The sequence below is a fragment of the Reichenbachiella sp. genome (genome assembly GCF_039969095.1).
Classification (GTDB): domain Bacteria; phylum Bacteroidota; class Bacteroidia; order Cytophagales; family Cyclobacteriaceae; genus Reichenbachiella.
Genome location: NZ_JBDVOL010000013.1, coordinates 537664 through 553415, shown reverse-complemented (window position 1 = coordinate 553415; position 15752 = coordinate 537664). Strand labels below are relative to the sequence as shown.

The following is a 15752-nucleotide window of genomic DNA, read 5'->3' as shown; positions in this document are numbered from 1 at the left end:
AGCAAAAAAGTGATGAAAACATATATAAATACAATCATAGTCTTTGGACTAATAACAATGACAAGTTGTAATGATTTCCTGGATCTTGAACCTATTTCGGAAGAGACCACTGAAGTCGGTTATGACAATGCAGGACAAATAGAAGCAGCACTGACTGGAGCTTATGAATCGTTTCAATCCTCTCAGTATTATGCATGGGACAAGGTAATGTTTCAAGATATCAGATCTGACAATCACTATGCAGGTGGAGACAATCCGGAGATTTTTCAATTTGATTGGTTGACTGTTACTCCTACGAATTCTCGGTTGTTTGAAGATTGGTCCAATATCTACAACGCTATTGCCAAAGCCAATATGGTTTTAGAGCGGGCGCCATTGGTATCAGACCCTGTTTTGAGCGAGACTCGTAGAGATCAAATCATGGGAGAGGCTTATTTCCTGCGTGCTTACCATCACTACACGTTGGTGACTACCTGGGGTGATGTGCCGATTATGGACAAATTCACTTCCTCAACTGACCCAAGTGAGATACGTCCCAAGAAAAACACACAAGAGGAAGTGTATGATCAAATTATTGATGACCTAGATCTAGCCATTTCATTATTGCCAGATGCATATGGTAGCAATGCAGATATAAATAAAGCAAGAGCTACCACAGGTGCAGCTCATGCGTTGGCAGCCAAAGCGTATTTGCAACGTCCGTCGAAAGACTACTCTAGCGCTTTGCATCATGCGGAAGCGGTAGAGGCCAGTGCTGCGAACTATCGATTGATTGACTACAATCACTTGTTTGATGGTAATCACTACAACAATGATGAGTCAATTATGGAAGTACAATTTCTCGGAGGAGCAGAAGGCACCTGGGGACCGCAGATGCATTTGCCACCCTCTATTTCAGGAGATACTTGGAGAAAATTTACTACCCCATCGCACAACTTGATCGACGCATACAATGCAGAAGGAGACGCCACCAGACTCAATGCAGCTGTCATTTTTGAAGCGGTATCATGGGTGGATGAATTCTGGGGAAATGCTACTGGAAGCTCTATTCCATTCGCCTACAAATGGAAAAATGCGGACGGCTGGGCCAGTGCAGATAGATTCTACTTATTCAGATTGGGTGATATCATTTTACTCAAAGCGGAAGCCCTTGCAGGATTGAATAGGCTTGGTGAAGCTGCACAAGAAGTAAACAGAATTAGAAACCGAGCAGATTTGGCGGATTTGCCTGCAGCAGCACAAGCAAGTCAAAGCGCCATGATGGATGTCATATTAAAAGAAAGAAGGTTGGAATTGGCGCAAGAAGGACAAAGATGGGACGATCTCGTCCGGTTTGATAAGGTAGTCAGTGTGATGTCGTCATTGGTAGAAACTGACCTGAGAACTGGCCAGCCTTTCGACTATGTGATGGACGAGAGTAAAATCTTCGTACCTATCCCACAAGAGGAACTGGATAGAAATCCCAACCTAAAGTAGAAAAAAACCACCTTTAAAAGTGACGCTTAGCAAAACGAAAACTAAATATTAAAACTTATGATTATGAAAAATTTACTAAAAAACAGCTTGTATTTAATGGTCTTCTTGATGGGAGCATTATTGGTTTCTTGTGGTGATGATGAGGAAGATACTACACCTCCTGTCGATCCACCAATTGCTGGTTTTACCTTGGAAAAAAATGAGGAAAACAATCTGATTGTGACATTCACAAATACCTCCATAGGTGGTGAAACTTATAGTTGGGATTTTGGTGATGATTCTGACTTAGTTACTACGAAAGATGCTACATATACTTTTACTGCTAGCGGTACTTATACCGTGACTTTGACTGTGACCAACGAAGGAGGAACTGATGAACAATCTCAGGATATCACAGTGTCTGGATTTGGTCCCAACTTGGTGAATGGTGGTGATATGACAGATGAAGAGGCTTGGACATTGTCTACGCTGTGGGGTGGTGATGATAACGTGATGAATCATGGCTTCTCCGATGATACATTTGTTTTCTTGAGTGGCGCCGATGCAGAAACTGGTGACCCATATCAATATTCTAACTACTCATTTTCTCAGGAAATAGCACTTGAGGCGGGTGGTACTTATCATTTTAGTGCAGATGTGAGTAGTGCGACAGGTACAAATGCTACTTGGTTCGAAGTCTATTTTCTTAAAGTAGCACCAGACACAGAAGATGTAATTGTAGATATGCAAGTTGGAATAAAGGCATATGGCGAAGGCGAAGATTGCACCAAAGATGAGTTCAGTGGAGATATCATGACTATAGCTGCCGCTTGTACATCTGTCAACGCATTCGATCAACTGTTAAGTGCGGAAGGTGTATTTACTCCATCTGCTGAAGATTTGTCTGAAGATGGAACCATATTCCTAGTGTTCAAAGTAGGCTCTGGATGGGCACCTGAAGGTGAAATTGCTGGATTTGGTGATGGACTAATCCTAGATAATGTAGTAATCAAAGAAGCTATCTGATAGAGATAATTTTAGTAGAAACAAAAAAGGATTGCATACTGGCGGGCTGATCTGCTCGCCAGTTTTAAATACTCAATATGAAATTAAAATTTCTGGTAATTCTGTTACTTATTGGATTCTCCAATCAAAAATGTAAGGACAAAGTGGAAGAGGAGTTTGAGCCGCCAGTGGTAGAGCCACCTGTGGGTGAAATCCCTGAAGTGCAGATGTATCTCACCACGTCCAACGCGACACAAAAAATTGCACTGCAGGAAGTGGGCATAGATTTTCCATTAGAGACTCCCAATTATACAATCACCATTGATCATTCTGAAGTGTATCAAGAAATTGACGGATTTGGATTTGCCCTTACAGGAGGAAGTGCCATGCATCTCAACAGTATGTCAGTTGCCGCTCGGGCGCAGCTACTCAACAGGCTCTTTGACACTACAGGCGAATCTATTGGTATTTCATATATCCGAATCAGCATCGGAGCTTCTGACCTGGACGAATCAGTATTTTCATACAATGATTTACCTGATGGCGAGACGGACGAAATGCAAGAACAATTTTCCATCGAACCAGATCGAACCCACCTGATACCCATATTGAAAGAAATTTTAGCGATCAATCCTGACCTCAAAATCATGGCGACGCCTTGGTCACCACCCACTTGGATGAAGACCAATGGATCTAGCAAGGGTGGCCAATTGCTGGAGAAATATTACGATTCTTACGGGCTCTATCTGGCCAAGTACATAGAAGCAATGGCAGCTGAAAACATCACTATTGAAAGTATGTCTGTGCAAAATGAGCCGTTGCATCCTGGCAACAACCCTAGCATGAGCATGTCAGCCGAAGAGCAGTTGGCTTTTATCAAAACAGCCTTGGGGCCCACTTTTGAAGAAAGAAATATCGACACCAAAATCATCCTGTATGATCACAATGCAGATAGACCGGATTACCCAATGACGATATTGGCCGATGAGGAGGCCTATCAATACGTGGATGGATCTGGATTTCACTTATATGGTGGCGATATCAGTGCGCTATCTCAAGTGAGAAACGCCTACCCAGAAAAAAACATTTATTTCACTGAGCAGTGGTACGGTGCACCAGGTAACTTTTCAGGAGACCTGAAATGGCACATTCGTGAACTAATCATCGGTGCGACGAGAAATTGGAGCAAGAATGTTATAGAATGGAACCTCTCCTCTGCGCCTGACCTGGGACCTCATACAGACGGTGGGTGTGATCAATGTCTCGGTGGTATATCCATAGATGGAGATAATGTCACCTACAATGCGGGCTATTATGTGGTTGCTCATGCCTCTCGATTCGTACGCCCGGGTAGCCTCCGAATCATGACCAATAGTGGCGGAGATATATCTAATGTCGCATTCAAAACCGAAAATAATCAAGTGGTGCTGATCGTGCTAAACAATAGTGAGGCCACTAAAGCAATCAATGTAGAACAAAATGAAGTCCAATTCTCAACAGTCTTGGATGCCGGATCTGTTGCTACTTATTTATGGAATGAATAATAAAAACATGAAAAATACAATTTACTTTCTGCTTGCCTTTATTTTCTTGAATGCTTGCGCATCCAAGTCCGTAGATTCCAGAAAAGAAAATCAATATCCGCCAATAGCTTTAAAAGAAGCTAAGGTTTTTCTCACCGCTAAGGATACAGATTTACGATTGGCTGACATGGGAAATCAAACGTTTGAGCCAGGAAATCAACCGCTCGAAACCGAGCTGTCCATTTTCATCAACCCCAACAAACGCTTTCAGAAATTTGTTGGCATTGGCGGAGCAATCACAGATGCTTCCGCAGAAACCTTTGCCAAACTGCCAAAGGACAAACAAGATGAGCTGATCAAAGCCTATTACTCCGTAGATGGCATTAATTATTCATTATTGAGAACGCATATTCACAGCTGCGATTTTAGTCCGGGTTCTTATACCTATGTAGCAGACGGAGACAAGGAGTTGAAGACTTTCAACATTTCCCATGATTTGGAATATCGAATTCCGATGATGAAGCGTGCCATAGCAGAAGCAGGAGGTGAACTTATGACATACGTTTCACCATGGTCGCCACCAGCCTTTATGAAGTCCAATGGAGACATGCTCAAAGGGGGTAGTTTAATGCCTGACTATTATGATTCTTGGGCACTGTATTATGCGAAGTTCATTAAAGAATACGAAGCTTTGGGTATACCAATCTGGGGACTGACGATACAGAATGAACCGATGGCTACGCAGAGATGGGAGTCTTGTATTTATACAGCCAGTCAGGAACGAGATTTTGTAAAAAATCATTTGGGACCAACCCTTCAAAAAGAGGGTTTAGGAGATAAAAACATCATCGTATGGGATCACAATCGCGACCTGATTACCAATAGAGCCAATACGATATTGGAAGACCCTGAGGCAGCCAAATATGTCTGGGGTACCGGCTTTCATTGGTATGAAACCTGGACCGGATCAGATCCGAAGTTTGAGAATGTGGGTAAAGTGAAAGAATCATTTCCTGATAAGCAGTTGATGTTTACAGAAGGATGTAATGAAAACTTTGATCCTGCCAAATACCAATATTGGCCGAATGCAGAGAGATACGGCAAGTCCATGATCAATGATTTCAACAATGGTACAGCAGGCTGGACCGATTGGAATATTCTATTGGATCAGACCGGTGGACCTAATCATGTCGAGAACTTCTGTTTTGCACCTATACACGGAGATACTCTTACAGGGGAGTTGATATACACACCGTCCTACTACTATATAGGACATTTTTCAAAGTTTATCAGACCAGGAGCACGACGTATAAGTACTGTCGCTAGTAGAAGTGCTTTGATGGCAACTACCTGGTGCAATGTGGACCAGTCTATGGCGACCATCGTGATGAATGAAAGTGATGAAGAGATTACATATAAACTTTATGTAGGCGACCAAGTGACCAATCTGAAGATACCGGCCAGGGCGATTCAGACGGTTCTCTATTAGAAAGTTAGCCTTCGCGGTAGTTATATAAGGCAGCACAAAGTTCGATACTCCCCCCTTTTAATTTTTTGACTTTAAAAGTCAAATGCTCCATTGGGGGCGATACAAATTGTAACTAAACTACTATTATATGACGAACATGTATCATTTATTATCGCGAAAAGGGGGAGTGATGCTACTGCTGCTCCTATCTTTTCTCTGTATGCGGAGACCTGTGTCTGCCCAATTCGTGCACACGGACGGAACGCAAATTTTAGACGAAAATGGCAACGACATTTACTTCAGTGGGATGAATCTGGGGAATTGGTTGCTATGGGAAGGCTACCTGATGATGGGTGACTTCAACTACAGAACGCATTCGCAGTTTCTACAAAGTGTGAGTGAAGCCTTCGGCAATGACATGACCAAGGCCAAAGAATTTGAACACCAGTGGCGGATGAATTACCTGACTCAACAAGGGATTTCGGATTTGAAGGCCCTGGGATATAATTCGGTGAGGGTGCCTTTCAATTACAATATGTTTTGGGATGGTAGCGCGGTTACCAATCATGGATTCCAATACTTTGATCGGGTCATCGAGTTTTGTCGAAACGAAGGCATGTATGTAATGCTTGATATGCATGCAGCACCAGGCTATCAAAACCCAGGTGACCATTCGGATAACGTCAATTCCAATGCAAGCCAACCGCGCGAAACCGTCACCTTTTGGGATGGAAATAATGTGGAAATAGCCAGTACGGTATGGAGACATATTGCCAACTATTACAAGAACGAGCCTGTAGTATGGGGATACGATCTGATTAACGAACCAGTGCCACAGCCAGGTCGTGAGTTTGAACTAATGGCCTCTATGATTGCAATGAGAAATGCCATTCGTGAAGTGGACAGCAATCACATCATCATCGCGGAAGGGAGCTGGTGGGGGTCTGACATGCAGAAGCTTGACTGGATGGATCCTGAAACACAAAATCAAAGCGGAATCGATTATCGGTGGGACAATAATATGGTATATCAAACGCATCATTACTCTAATGACGTATCTGCGCTGGATGGTCGATTGGCCATTTGTAATAAGCTCAACATGCCTATGATTTTAGGAGAATATGGTGAGAGTGACAACAACAATTTGCGAAACATGACCGACTGGTGCATCAATAACAATGTGGATTATTTCCCATGGTCATTTAAAAAGATGTCGCATGATAAGTGTCTTTGGACTATTCATCCCAATCAGCCATATGAAGAACTCAAAGCCTTTATCAATAATGGTATACCGCCATCAGCGAGTCTATACGATGATATGATCGCTTTTGCGCAAAACAATATATCTAATGGCAGCCCAGGCTTGACCTTTGATCAAGGTTGGTATGAAGCGACTAAGCCCCCATGTGATCTTGGAGCACCAGCTAATTTGGATGGAGGCACACCGACTCCAAGCCAAATCACGCTAACGTGGGGAGATACGGCGAATGGTGAAGATCACTATTCCGTATCAAGAAACGGCGCCACTATCGCCACCTTACCGGCTAATAGCACGTCCTATGTTGACAGCGGACTCTCTGACGAAACGTGCTATTCTTACACGGTTACAGCTGTAGGTTCTTGCCCTCGTGGGGTCAACCTTCAAGTATGTACACCCTGTGGCGGCACACAAAGTCCTTATTTGGGTACGGCAGCCAATTTGCCTGGTACGATCGAAGCCGAAAGCTTTGACACAGGATGTTCAGGTCAAGCCTATTTTGATACTGGAGATGGCAACAATGGCGGTGATTACCGAGATGGGAATGTAGATATTTCTGCTACCGTAGATGGAGATTCGGATTACAATGTAGGCTGGGTTGAAGCAGGAGAGTGGCTGGAATACACCGTGGATGTGTCCAGTTCAGGAACTTACTATCTGTCCTATAGAGTGGCTACCCCAGAAAGTACAGGTCAAATCCAACTCAAGGTAGATGGTACCACTTTGGTGACTACCGATATTCCTGCTACAGGCGATTGGAATGCGTGGGAAACCGTGGAGGCTCAAGCAGTAGATTTAAGTGCAGGTGAGCAGGTCATCCAGATTTACTTTAGTGGAGGTAGTGTCAATTTAAATTCGTTCACCTTGACTTCTGGTGCACCTAATGCCGCTCCAGTAGCTGATGCAGGTGCTGATCAGTCATTGTCTAGCAGTGCTACATCGACCACGCTCGATGGAAGCGGCAGCTACGACTCGGACAATGGGCCTTCAGCTTTGACTTATGTATGGACACAGACTTCAGGTAATACGGTGAGCCTTTCTGACGCTACGGTTGAGTCGCCTATCGTATCTGGCCTAAGTGCTGGCAATTCTTATGAATTTCAGTTGGTCGTGAATGATGGCTCCAAAAGCAGTGCGCCATCTTCTCTGACGGTATCAGTAGATCAGGCACCTGTTTCATTCCCGTTGAGATTGGAGGCGGAGAATTATTCTTCGCAAAATGGCATCCAAACCGAAGACTGCCAAGAAGGCGGACAAAATGTAGGTTGGATCGATGGGGGAGATTGGATTCAGTTTGATAATATCCATATTCCTGTGTCAGGCACCTACACGATCACCTATCGTGTGGCTAGCCAAAACAATCAAGGAACATTCGACCTCACCACCAATAATGGCAGCACGAATCATGGTAGTGTAGATGTGAGCGAGTCAGGTTCCAATGGTTGGCAGGATTGGAAATCCATCACTCAGACCGTCACTTTGCCTGCTGGTAGCAATGACTATCGAATTTCGATCACAGGCGGAGGGTTCAATATCAACTGGTTTGAGATAGCTTCAGGAGGAGTGGTCATACCAAACCAAGCCCCTGTAGCTGATGCAGGTAGTAACCAAACGTTAGCTAGCGGAACGACTTCTACAAGTTTAGACGGAAGTGGAAGTAGTGACCCGGACGCTGGTCCTTCATCGCTGACCTATAGCTGGACGCAACTGTCTGGATCCAATGCTTCGATCTCTAATCCATCCGATGTTTCACCAACGGTTAGTGGATTGTCGGACGGCAATTCTTATATTTTCCAGTTGATTGTGAATGATGGCGAAGATGATAGTAGTGCTTCGACAGTGACCATTTCTGTGAATAATGGTTCGTCTGGTACCGCACTTAGAATTGAAGCAGAAGACTATTTCGAAATGTATGGATTGCAAACGGAGAACACCTCAGATACTGGCGGTGGTCAAAACGTCGGCTGGATCGACGGTGGCGACTGGGCTGGCTATGAAGTAGACATTCCTACTACAGGTGCCTATACAGTTAGTTATCGTGTGGCCAGTCAAAATGGCGGTGGTCAGATACAGCTGGAGCAATTTGGTGGAGGAACGGTTTTCGGCTCAGTAAATGTCTCTTCCACTGGTGGTTGGCAGAATTGGACTACGATTTCGCATACTGTGAATTTGCAAGCTGGTGTGCAAGATTTAGCACTTGCCTTCCCATCTGGCGGATTGAATCTCAACTGGATTGAAATCAGCAACACTTCTGGCGCGAGAATTCGAACGACCCAGCAAGACCTTGATAAAGTGAAACTCAGTTTGTTCCCAAATCCCGCGATCACAGAGGTTAAACTTACAGGCTTAGGGAGTCAATTCGACCAGCTAATGATTTATGGGCTGATGGGCGAAATGAAGGGCTCCATTCAAGTGAAGGGCCTTTCAGAAACTACTATAGATGTTTCGGCCTTTAGCCCAGGCTTGTACTTTGCTGTATTATCTCAAAATGGAAGTGCCAAAGGTAGAATAAAATTCAAAGTGCAGTAATAAACACGCGAAAGGGCCACTGGGGGGTGGCCTTGTGCTAAATAGGCAAAGCAAATAGTGCGACTTTATGTGGTGCTATTGCTTTGTCGTTTGGTATTCAATAAGCAAAACCTGTTCTTGGAATTCAGGTATAAAAAAAGGTCAAGATACATTGTATCATGACCTTTAACTTTTCGTAATTCAGACTTTCTTAGTATCTGTAGTATTCTGGCTTGTATGGACCTTCGGGAGTCACACCAATGTAATCTGCTTGATCTTTGCTCAATACATCTAACTCTACGCCAATTTTAGATAAGTGCAATCTTGCTACTTTTTCATCCAAGTGCTTCGGCAACATGTATACTTTATTTTCATAAGCATCCGTATTGTTCCAAAGTTCCAGCTGAGCCAAAGTTTGATTGGTGAATGAATTGGACATCACAAAAGATGGGTGACCAGTAGCACAGCCTAAGTTTACCAAACGACCTTCTGCTAATAGAATGATTTCTTTGCCATTCAAGTTATAAAGATCTACCTGAGGTTTGATCTCATCTTTCTGTGCATTACTGTTCAACCAAGCGACGTCGATTTCATTGTCGAAGTGGCCAATGTTACACACAATAGCTTTGTCTTTCATTTTCTCGAAATGACGACCTACGATGATGTCCTTATTTCCAGTAGTGGTAACAATGATATCGCCTTCAGCTACTGCATCATCCATTTTCTTTACAGCAAAACCATCCATGGCCGCTTGCAATGCACATATTGGATCGATTTCGGTTACGATCACTCTTGCACCCGCACCTCTCAAGGAAGCGGCAGACCCTTTTCCTACATCTCCATATCCAGCGACTACGGCTACTTTTCCAGCCATCATCACGTCAGTAGCTCTTCTGATCGCATCTACTAATGACTCTTTACATCCATATTTGTTGTCAAATTTAGACTTGGTGACCGAGTCGTTTACGTTAATGGCAGGCATTGGTAACGTGCCTTTTTCTTCTCTTTCTTGAAGTCTGTGTACTCCAGTGGTGGTTTCTTCCGAAAGTCCCTTGATGTCTTTTACTAACTCAGGAAATCTGTCAAGTACCATATTAGTTAAGTCACCACCATCATCAAGAATCATATTCAATGGTTTGTCTCCTTCGAATGCTGTCAATGTCTGTTCGATACACCAATCAAATTCTTCGTCCGATAGACCTTTCCATGCAAAAACAGGAATTCCTGCAGCGGCTATGGCAGCAGCAGCATGATCTTGCGTTGAAAAAATGTTACACGATGACCAGGTAACTTCTGCACCAAGTTCAACTAGTGTTTCTATTAGAACTGCAGTTTGAATGGTCATGTGAAGGCATCCAGCGATTCTAGCTCCAGCCAAAGGCTTACTTGCGCCGTACTCTTCTCTCAGTGACATGAGACCAGGCATTTCCGCCTCAGCTAACTTAATTTCTTTTCGGCCAAAGTCAGCCAGACTAATGTCCTTTACCTTAAATTTTGATGCTGTATCTATCATTTCTTTATATTTTTCAATTTGCGACTGCAAAGTTAAGTGATTAATTCATGACGAAAAAACGCAAGTATTGGTTCATTTATAAGCGACTTCCTTAAAAGCAAATTGATGAACGATTTCATCTTCCTGAATTTGTAACAAACCGTTTGAGTTGACACCAATGATTTTGCCACTAAATGCTCGGCCGGCGGTTTCATAAGTACTCTCTTGATCAAACAGATATAAGCGCCTCATATACTGTGCTTCTAACATTTTCAGTTGGCCATTTTTTAGCTCTAAATATTTCTTTTCCAGTTGTATGAGAACTTGTTCTATGAGGTCATTTATTTCCAGTTCTTCTCCTGTTATATCTAATATGGAAGTAGCGTGAAGGTTAGAAAATTGAGTTTGATTAAGGTTCAGACCGATTCCAATGATCGAAAATTCTATGTGTGGACCTTTAAGTATATTCTCAATAAGAATACCGCCTATTTTTCTATTTCGATAATAGATGTCATTGGGCCATTTGATTTTTAAATCTTTTCCTAAAATTGGAAACAAGGTATTGTGGATAGCCAATGTAGATATTAAATGTAACTGGAATTGATTCTGTGCAGATACAAGCGTAGGTCTTAGAATCACAGAAAATGTCGCATTTTTTCCAGGTTCGCTTTCCCAGCTATTTCCTCTTTGGCCTCGGCCATTTTGTTGATCATGTGTGATAATGGTGGTGCCTTCTACCTGAGGTTTGTCTTTGAGTAAATCAGCAGCCATGTCATTGGTCGAATGACATTGTGACAGAAAAAGAACGTTTTTTCCAAGGAATTGAGTTTTGGCAAAGAATTTATGCAACTTATATTAGTTAATTTTGTAGTAAATTTAGAGACAAAGCATGACAGTAATAAAGGAAGCTCAAAAATCTCAAATATTGAGCGATGCGGTGATAGAGGGAATGAAAGAATTAAAGGCTTCTGATATTGTACTGATTGATTTGAGAAATATAGGCAATGCTGTTGCCGATTTTTTTGTAATTTGCTCTGGAAATTCAGATACACAAATTGATGCCATTTCTGACTCTGTAGAAGAAGTAGTCTACAAATCCACTTCGGATAGTCCTTGGAGAAAGGAAGGAAAAGAAAATCGAGAATGGATATTGATGGATTATGCTAATGTAGTGGTGCACATCTTTAGAAAAGATCGCAGAGAATTTTACTCCCTTGAAAAGCTTTGGGGAGATGCTATCATCACTTCTATCGAAGATTAAAACTTAATCAGCAGTAAGGCGTTTAACACAATTTTATAAATAACACATAATGGCGGATAAACCGAGAAAGAGCAGTACGAATCAACCCAATAAACCAAATTATCAGATTTGGGTAATATTGGGATTAATGGCCTTCATTTTTGGCATCTCGTATTTTTCTAACAATAATTCTGCAGTAGAAATTTCATTCAAAAGATTTGAGCAGATGGTGCTCAGCAACGATGTGAAGCAGGTTGTTCTTATAGGCAATCAGAAAATTGTAGAAGTAACGCTCAAAGAAGAAGCATTACAAAATAGTAAGTACAAAATTCAGTTGGAGCAGCAGAATAGATTTGGTGTTCAAAATACCGGCCCCCAGTATTTTTTCAAAATTGAGAGCATAGATATTTTTGCCAATAAGAAGAAGGACCTGGATGCTCAATTAAAATCAGGCAACGACTATGAGTATTTAGTCGATGATCGATCTGATTATACCCACATATTTTTGAATTCTGGTTTCTTCATTATCATCATTTTAGGCTTTTGGCTATTGATGAGACGAATGACTGGAGGCGGGGGTCCTGGTGGACAAATTTTCAATATTGGAAAATCAAAAGCTGCACTCTTTGATGCAGAAAACAAAGTCAAAATTACTTTTGACAATGTGGCTGGACTTGATGAAGCAAAGGAAGAAGTAAAAGAGATTGTTGACTTTTTAAAGAACCCTTCTAAATTCACTAAACTAGGTGGTAAAATACCAAAGGGTGCACTTCTCGTAGGCCCTCCTGGTACAGGAAAAACTTTATTAGCAAAAGCTGTAGCAGGCGAAGCTGCTGTTCCTTTCTTTACGCTTTCAGGGTCTGATTTTGTAGAAATGTTTGTTGGAGTTGGCGCTGCAAGAGTGAGAGACCTTTTCAAGCAAGCCAAGGAAAAAGCGCCTTGTATTGTATTTATTGATGAGATTGACGCCATAGGAAGGTCGAGAGGCAAAGGTCAAATGCCAGGCTCAAATGATGAACGTGAAAATACGTTGAATTCATTACTTGTTGAGATGGATGGATTCTCGACAGATTCTGGAGTAATCATATTGGCAGCTACTAACCGGCCTGACGTATTAGATTCAGCTTTATTAAGACCAGGAAGATTTGATAGACAAATTAGCATTGACAAACCAGATATTGTTGGGAGAGATGCTATTTTCAAAGTTCATTTGGGGCCAATTAAAAGTGATAAAGATGTTGATTCTAGAAAATTGGCAGCTCAGACACCTGGCTTTGCAGGAGCTGAAATCGCCAACGTATGTAATGAAGCAGCTTTAATTGCTGCCAGAAAAGATAAAAAAGCTGTTGATCTTAAAGATTTCCAAGACGCTATCGATAGAGTGATTGGTGGATTAGAGAAGAAGAGTAAAATTATTTCTCCAGAAGAAAAGAAAATTGTGGCCTATCACGAAGCAGGACACGCTGTCGCTGGATGGTATTTGGAACATGCGGATCCTTTGGTGAAAGTAAGTATTGTGCCTCGTGGATACGCAGCATTAGGTTATGCGCAATACCTACCAAGAGAGCAGCACTTACATCAAACTGAACAATTGATGGACGAGATGTGTATGGCACTAGGTGGCCGAGCGGCAGAAGAAATTGTGTTTGGAAAGATTTCAACTGGTGCTTTGAGTGATTTGGAAAGAATTACTAAAATGGCCTATAGTATTGTGACCGTTTATGGTATGAATGAAGCCATCGGAAATATTTCCTTCTACGATAGTAAACAATCTGAATACAATTTTAACAAGCCATATTCTGATGCCACAGCTGAATTGATTGACAAAGAAGTTAAAAAGATTGTAGACGAGGCTTACAAGCGAACCAAAAATCTCCTCAGTGATAAAAGAGAACAATTGGAGAAAATTGCTGTTGAGCTTCTTGAGAAAGAAATCATCTTTCAGGCTGATTTGGAAGAATTGATTGGCAAGCGTCCGTTCGAAAAAGACACGAATTATGCCGCTTTTACTAATGGTACCTTGGGACCTAAAGGAGAAGCAGAAGAGAAAAACGAAAAGGCAATAGAGGAGCTGAAGTCAGAGATTAAATCTGAAGTAGAGAATGAAGAGGAAAGCAAATCTTCTACTCCTGAGAATCTGGAAGAAACCACTGAAGATTCTAAATAATACAATAAATTGGGGCTATGAATTATAGCCCCAATTTATTTTCAGATGAATAATTTCCTATCTGAATTGGAAAAAAATAAGAAAGTCTATTTTGCTAGTGACTTTCATTTGGGAGTGCCGAATGATCAGCAATCCAAGCTGAGAGAAAAACGCATTGTTCAATGGCTGGATACAATTTCTAAAGATGCTCAAACGATCTTTCTACTTGGCGATGTTTTCGATTTTTGGTTTGAGTATAAGGAAGTAGTTCCTAAAGGTTATGTACGACTATTAGGCAAATTGGCTGAGCTTGCAGACCAAGGAATAACAATCATACTCTTTTCAGGCAACCACGATCTTTGGTTGAAAAATTACCTTTCAAAGGAAATTGGAATCAAAATATACCATGAGCCGCAATCTTATCAAATGGGCCCACATACGTTTTATTTGGCGCATGGTGATGGGCTGGGGCCGGGTGATAAAAAATTCAGGTTTTACAAAAGCATTTTCAAAAATTCGTTTTGTCAGTGGTTATTTAGATGGCTCCATCCAGATATAGGTGTGGCGCTGGCCAAGTGGTGGTCTAGTGGAAGTCGAATAGCACAAGCCAATGAACCTTTAAAATTTCATGGAGAGAAAGAATGGCTGATTATTCATAGTAAGCAAATTGAAAAGCAAAAGCATCATGATTACTACGTGTATGGTCATAGACATATTCCGGGGATTCATGAGTTATCGAATGATTCATCCTATGTGAATCTTGGAGAATGGGTATTCGATAGCCCATATGCCGTATATGACGGAGTGAAATTGGAGCTAAAGACTTTTTCAAAATGAAGGTATTCATCACTTGTGTTTTGTTGAATTTGCCGGTGGTACTCTTCGCCCAATCCTGGGAATTAGTAAAAAATGTTTCACATGCAGGAATAGATAAATGCTCGATAGACCAGATGGGGAACGTATATATGGTTAACCAACAAGGTACAGTTTCTAAATATACAGCAGATGGAAAATTGATGCTTGAGTATGCCCCTATACAAGTAGCTAATATTCATGAAATTACAGCCAACTCACAGCTCAAGGTTACTTTGTTTTATAAGGATCTGCAAGAATTCGTGTTGCTGAATAGATATTTATCATCGCCAATTACCTATCGCTTGTCAGATTTTAATCTTGGCTATATAGAGGAGGTTGCGCCTAATTTTCAGCAAACGCTATGGGTGCTTGATATCTCTGATTTTTCGATCAAGTTGCTAGACCCTAGCCGAAATCAACTTCTCGAGCAGAAGTCTCTGGCACAGGTATTGGATCAAAATCAAGCAGAGATTCAGTCGTTTCACGCCCATCAGAATAGGATGTATATCGTAGAAAAGTCGTTAGGAGTTTTGGTCTTTGATAATATTGGTAATTACCTATTCAAATTAACGTCTGAGGCACCCGATGATGTAGGGTTTGATAAAGACTATATGTATTATGAAAAAGAGGGAAGCTTAATGCTTGTGCACTTGTACGATGGAGAAAATCTAACACGGTCAATAGACAATATTCAATTTACCAAAATGGTTTATTCCAATAGTCGACTGATCGCAATTACCCCTCAGGGATTCAATATATATCAGTATCTTAGCCAGCAATAATCAAAGTAATTGCACAATTC

At 41.7% G+C, this 15752-nt stretch carries 11 protein-coding genes; 9 read left to right on the top strand and 2 right to left on the bottom strand.

From position 1 onward, the window contains the following. Positions 1 to 12 precede the first annotated feature (12 nt). The 5 genes from ABJH98_RS14840 (at position 13) to ABJH98_RS14820 (ending at position 9238) form a co-directional block, all read left to right on the top strand. Positions 13 to 1476: a RagB/SusD family nutrient uptake outer membrane protein gene (locus ABJH98_RS14840; RefSeq protein WP_348308481.1), complete on the top strand. Its 1464-nt coding sequence runs from the start codon at positions 13 to 15 to the stop codon at positions 1474 to 1476. Positions 1477 to 1539: 63 nt separating this feature from the next. Next, on the top strand, positions 1540 to 2481 hold the full coding sequence (locus tag ABJH98_RS14835; protein WP_348308480.1) for a PKD domain-containing protein: 942 nt from the start codon (positions 1540 to 1542) through the stop codon (positions 2479 to 2481). Between the two features lie 77 nt (positions 2482 to 2558). Further along, positions 2559 to 4004 carry a glycoside hydrolase family 30 beta sandwich domain-containing protein gene (locus tag ABJH98_RS14830; protein WP_348308479.1) on the top strand — a complete coding sequence of 482 codons (1446 nt, stop codon included), beginning with the start codon at positions 2559 to 2561 and terminating at the stop codon, positions 4002 to 4004. Positions 4005 to 4011: 7 nt separating this feature from the next. Then, positions 4012 to 5472, top strand: a complete 1461-nt coding sequence (locus ABJH98_RS14825; RefSeq protein ID WP_348308478.1) for a glycoside hydrolase family 30 protein — start codon at positions 4012 to 4014, stop codon at positions 5470 to 5472. A 136-nt stretch (positions 5473 to 5608) separates the two neighbouring features. Further along, the gene (locus tag ABJH98_RS14820; protein WP_348308477.1) at positions 5609 to 9238 is read left to right on the top strand and encodes a carbohydrate-binding protein; all 3630 of its coding nucleotides are present in this window, start codon (positions 5609 to 5611) and stop codon (positions 9236 to 9238) included. Between the two features lie 190 nt (positions 9239 to 9428). Here the strand turns inward: ABJH98_RS14820 and ahcY are convergent, their stop codons facing one another. Next, entirely contained in the window at positions 9429 to 10730 is a 1302-nt protein-coding gene (gene ahcY / locus ABJH98_RS14815; protein WP_348308476.1) for an adenosylhomocysteinase, read from the bottom strand. 72 nt (positions 10731 to 10802) lie between these two features. Then, a complete protein-coding gene (locus tag ABJH98_RS14810; RefSeq protein WP_348308475.1) occupies positions 10803 to 11558 on the bottom strand; it encodes a biotin--[acetyl-CoA-carboxylase] ligase in 756 nt (251 codons plus the stop codon). A gap of 40 nt (positions 11559 to 11598) precedes the next feature. On the opposite strand from ABJH98_RS14810, the gene rsfS reads away from it, so the two are divergent. Genes rsfS through ABJH98_RS14790 form a run of 4 tightly spaced genes read left to right on the top strand, consistent with a single transcriptional unit; the run spans position 11599 to position 15732 of the window. Further along, on the top strand, positions 11599 to 11970 hold the full coding sequence (rsfS, locus tag ABJH98_RS14805) for a ribosome silencing factor (RefSeq protein WP_348308474.1): 372 nt from the start codon (positions 11599 to 11601) through the stop codon (positions 11968 to 11970). A gap of 49 nt (positions 11971 to 12019) precedes the next feature. After that, positions 12020 to 14116 carry an ATP-dependent zinc metalloprotease FtsH gene (ftsH, locus tag ABJH98_RS14800; RefSeq protein ID WP_348308473.1) on the top strand — a complete coding sequence of 699 codons (2097 nt, stop codon included), beginning with the start codon at positions 12020 to 12022 and terminating at the stop codon, positions 14114 to 14116. A gap of 45 nt (positions 14117 to 14161) precedes the next feature. Continuing rightward, positions 14162 to 14932, top strand: a complete 771-nt coding sequence (locus tag ABJH98_RS14795; RefSeq protein ID WP_348308472.1) for a UDP-2,3-diacylglucosamine diphosphatase — start codon at positions 14162 to 14164, stop codon at positions 14930 to 14932. Continuing rightward, positions 14929 to 15732, top strand: coding sequence for a hypothetical protein (locus ABJH98_RS14790; protein ID WP_348308471.1), 804 nt, complete (start codon positions 14929 to 14931; stop codon positions 15730 to 15732). The genes ABJH98_RS14795 and ABJH98_RS14790 overlap by 4 nt, the downstream gene beginning before the upstream one ends. The last annotated feature ends 20 nt before the right edge of the window (positions 15733 to 15752 follow it).

Bases quoted from the DNA above. Each gene is read 5' to 3' on its own strand.
- ABJH98_RS14840 (WP_348308481.1), top strand. From the start codon at position 13: ATGAAAACATATATAAATACAATCATAGTCTTTGGACTAATAACAATG.
- ABJH98_RS14835 (WP_348308480.1), top strand. From the start codon at position 1,540: ATGAAAAATTTACTAAAAAACAGCTTGTATTTAATGGTCTTCTTGATG.
- ABJH98_RS14830 (WP_348308479.1), top strand. From the start codon at position 2,559: ATGAAATTAAAATTTCTGGTAATTCTGTTACTTATTGGATTCTCCAAT.
- ABJH98_RS14825 (WP_348308478.1), top strand. From the start codon at position 4,012: ATGAAAAATACAATTTACTTTCTGCTTGCCTTTATTTTCTTGAATGCT.
- ABJH98_RS14820 (WP_348308477.1), top strand. From the start codon at position 5,609: ATGTATCATTTATTATCGCGAAAAGGGGGAGTGATGCTACTGCTGCTC.
- ahcY (WP_348308476.1), bottom strand. From the start codon at position 10,730: ATGATAGATACAGCATCAAAATTTAAGGTAAAGGACATTAGTCTGGCT.
- rsfS (WP_348308474.1), top strand. From the start codon at position 11,599: ATGACAGTAATAAAGGAAGCTCAAAAATCTCAAATATTGAGCGATGCG.
- ftsH (WP_348308473.1), top strand. From the start codon at position 12,020: ATGGCGGATAAACCGAGAAAGAGCAGTACGAATCAACCCAATAAACCA.
- ABJH98_RS14795 (WP_348308472.1), top strand. From the start codon at position 14,162: ATGAATAATTTCCTATCTGAATTGGAAAAAAATAAGAAAGTCTATTTT.
- ABJH98_RS14790 (WP_348308471.1), top strand. From the start codon at position 14,929: ATGAAGGTATTCATCACTTGTGTTTTGTTGAATTTGCCGGTGGTACTC.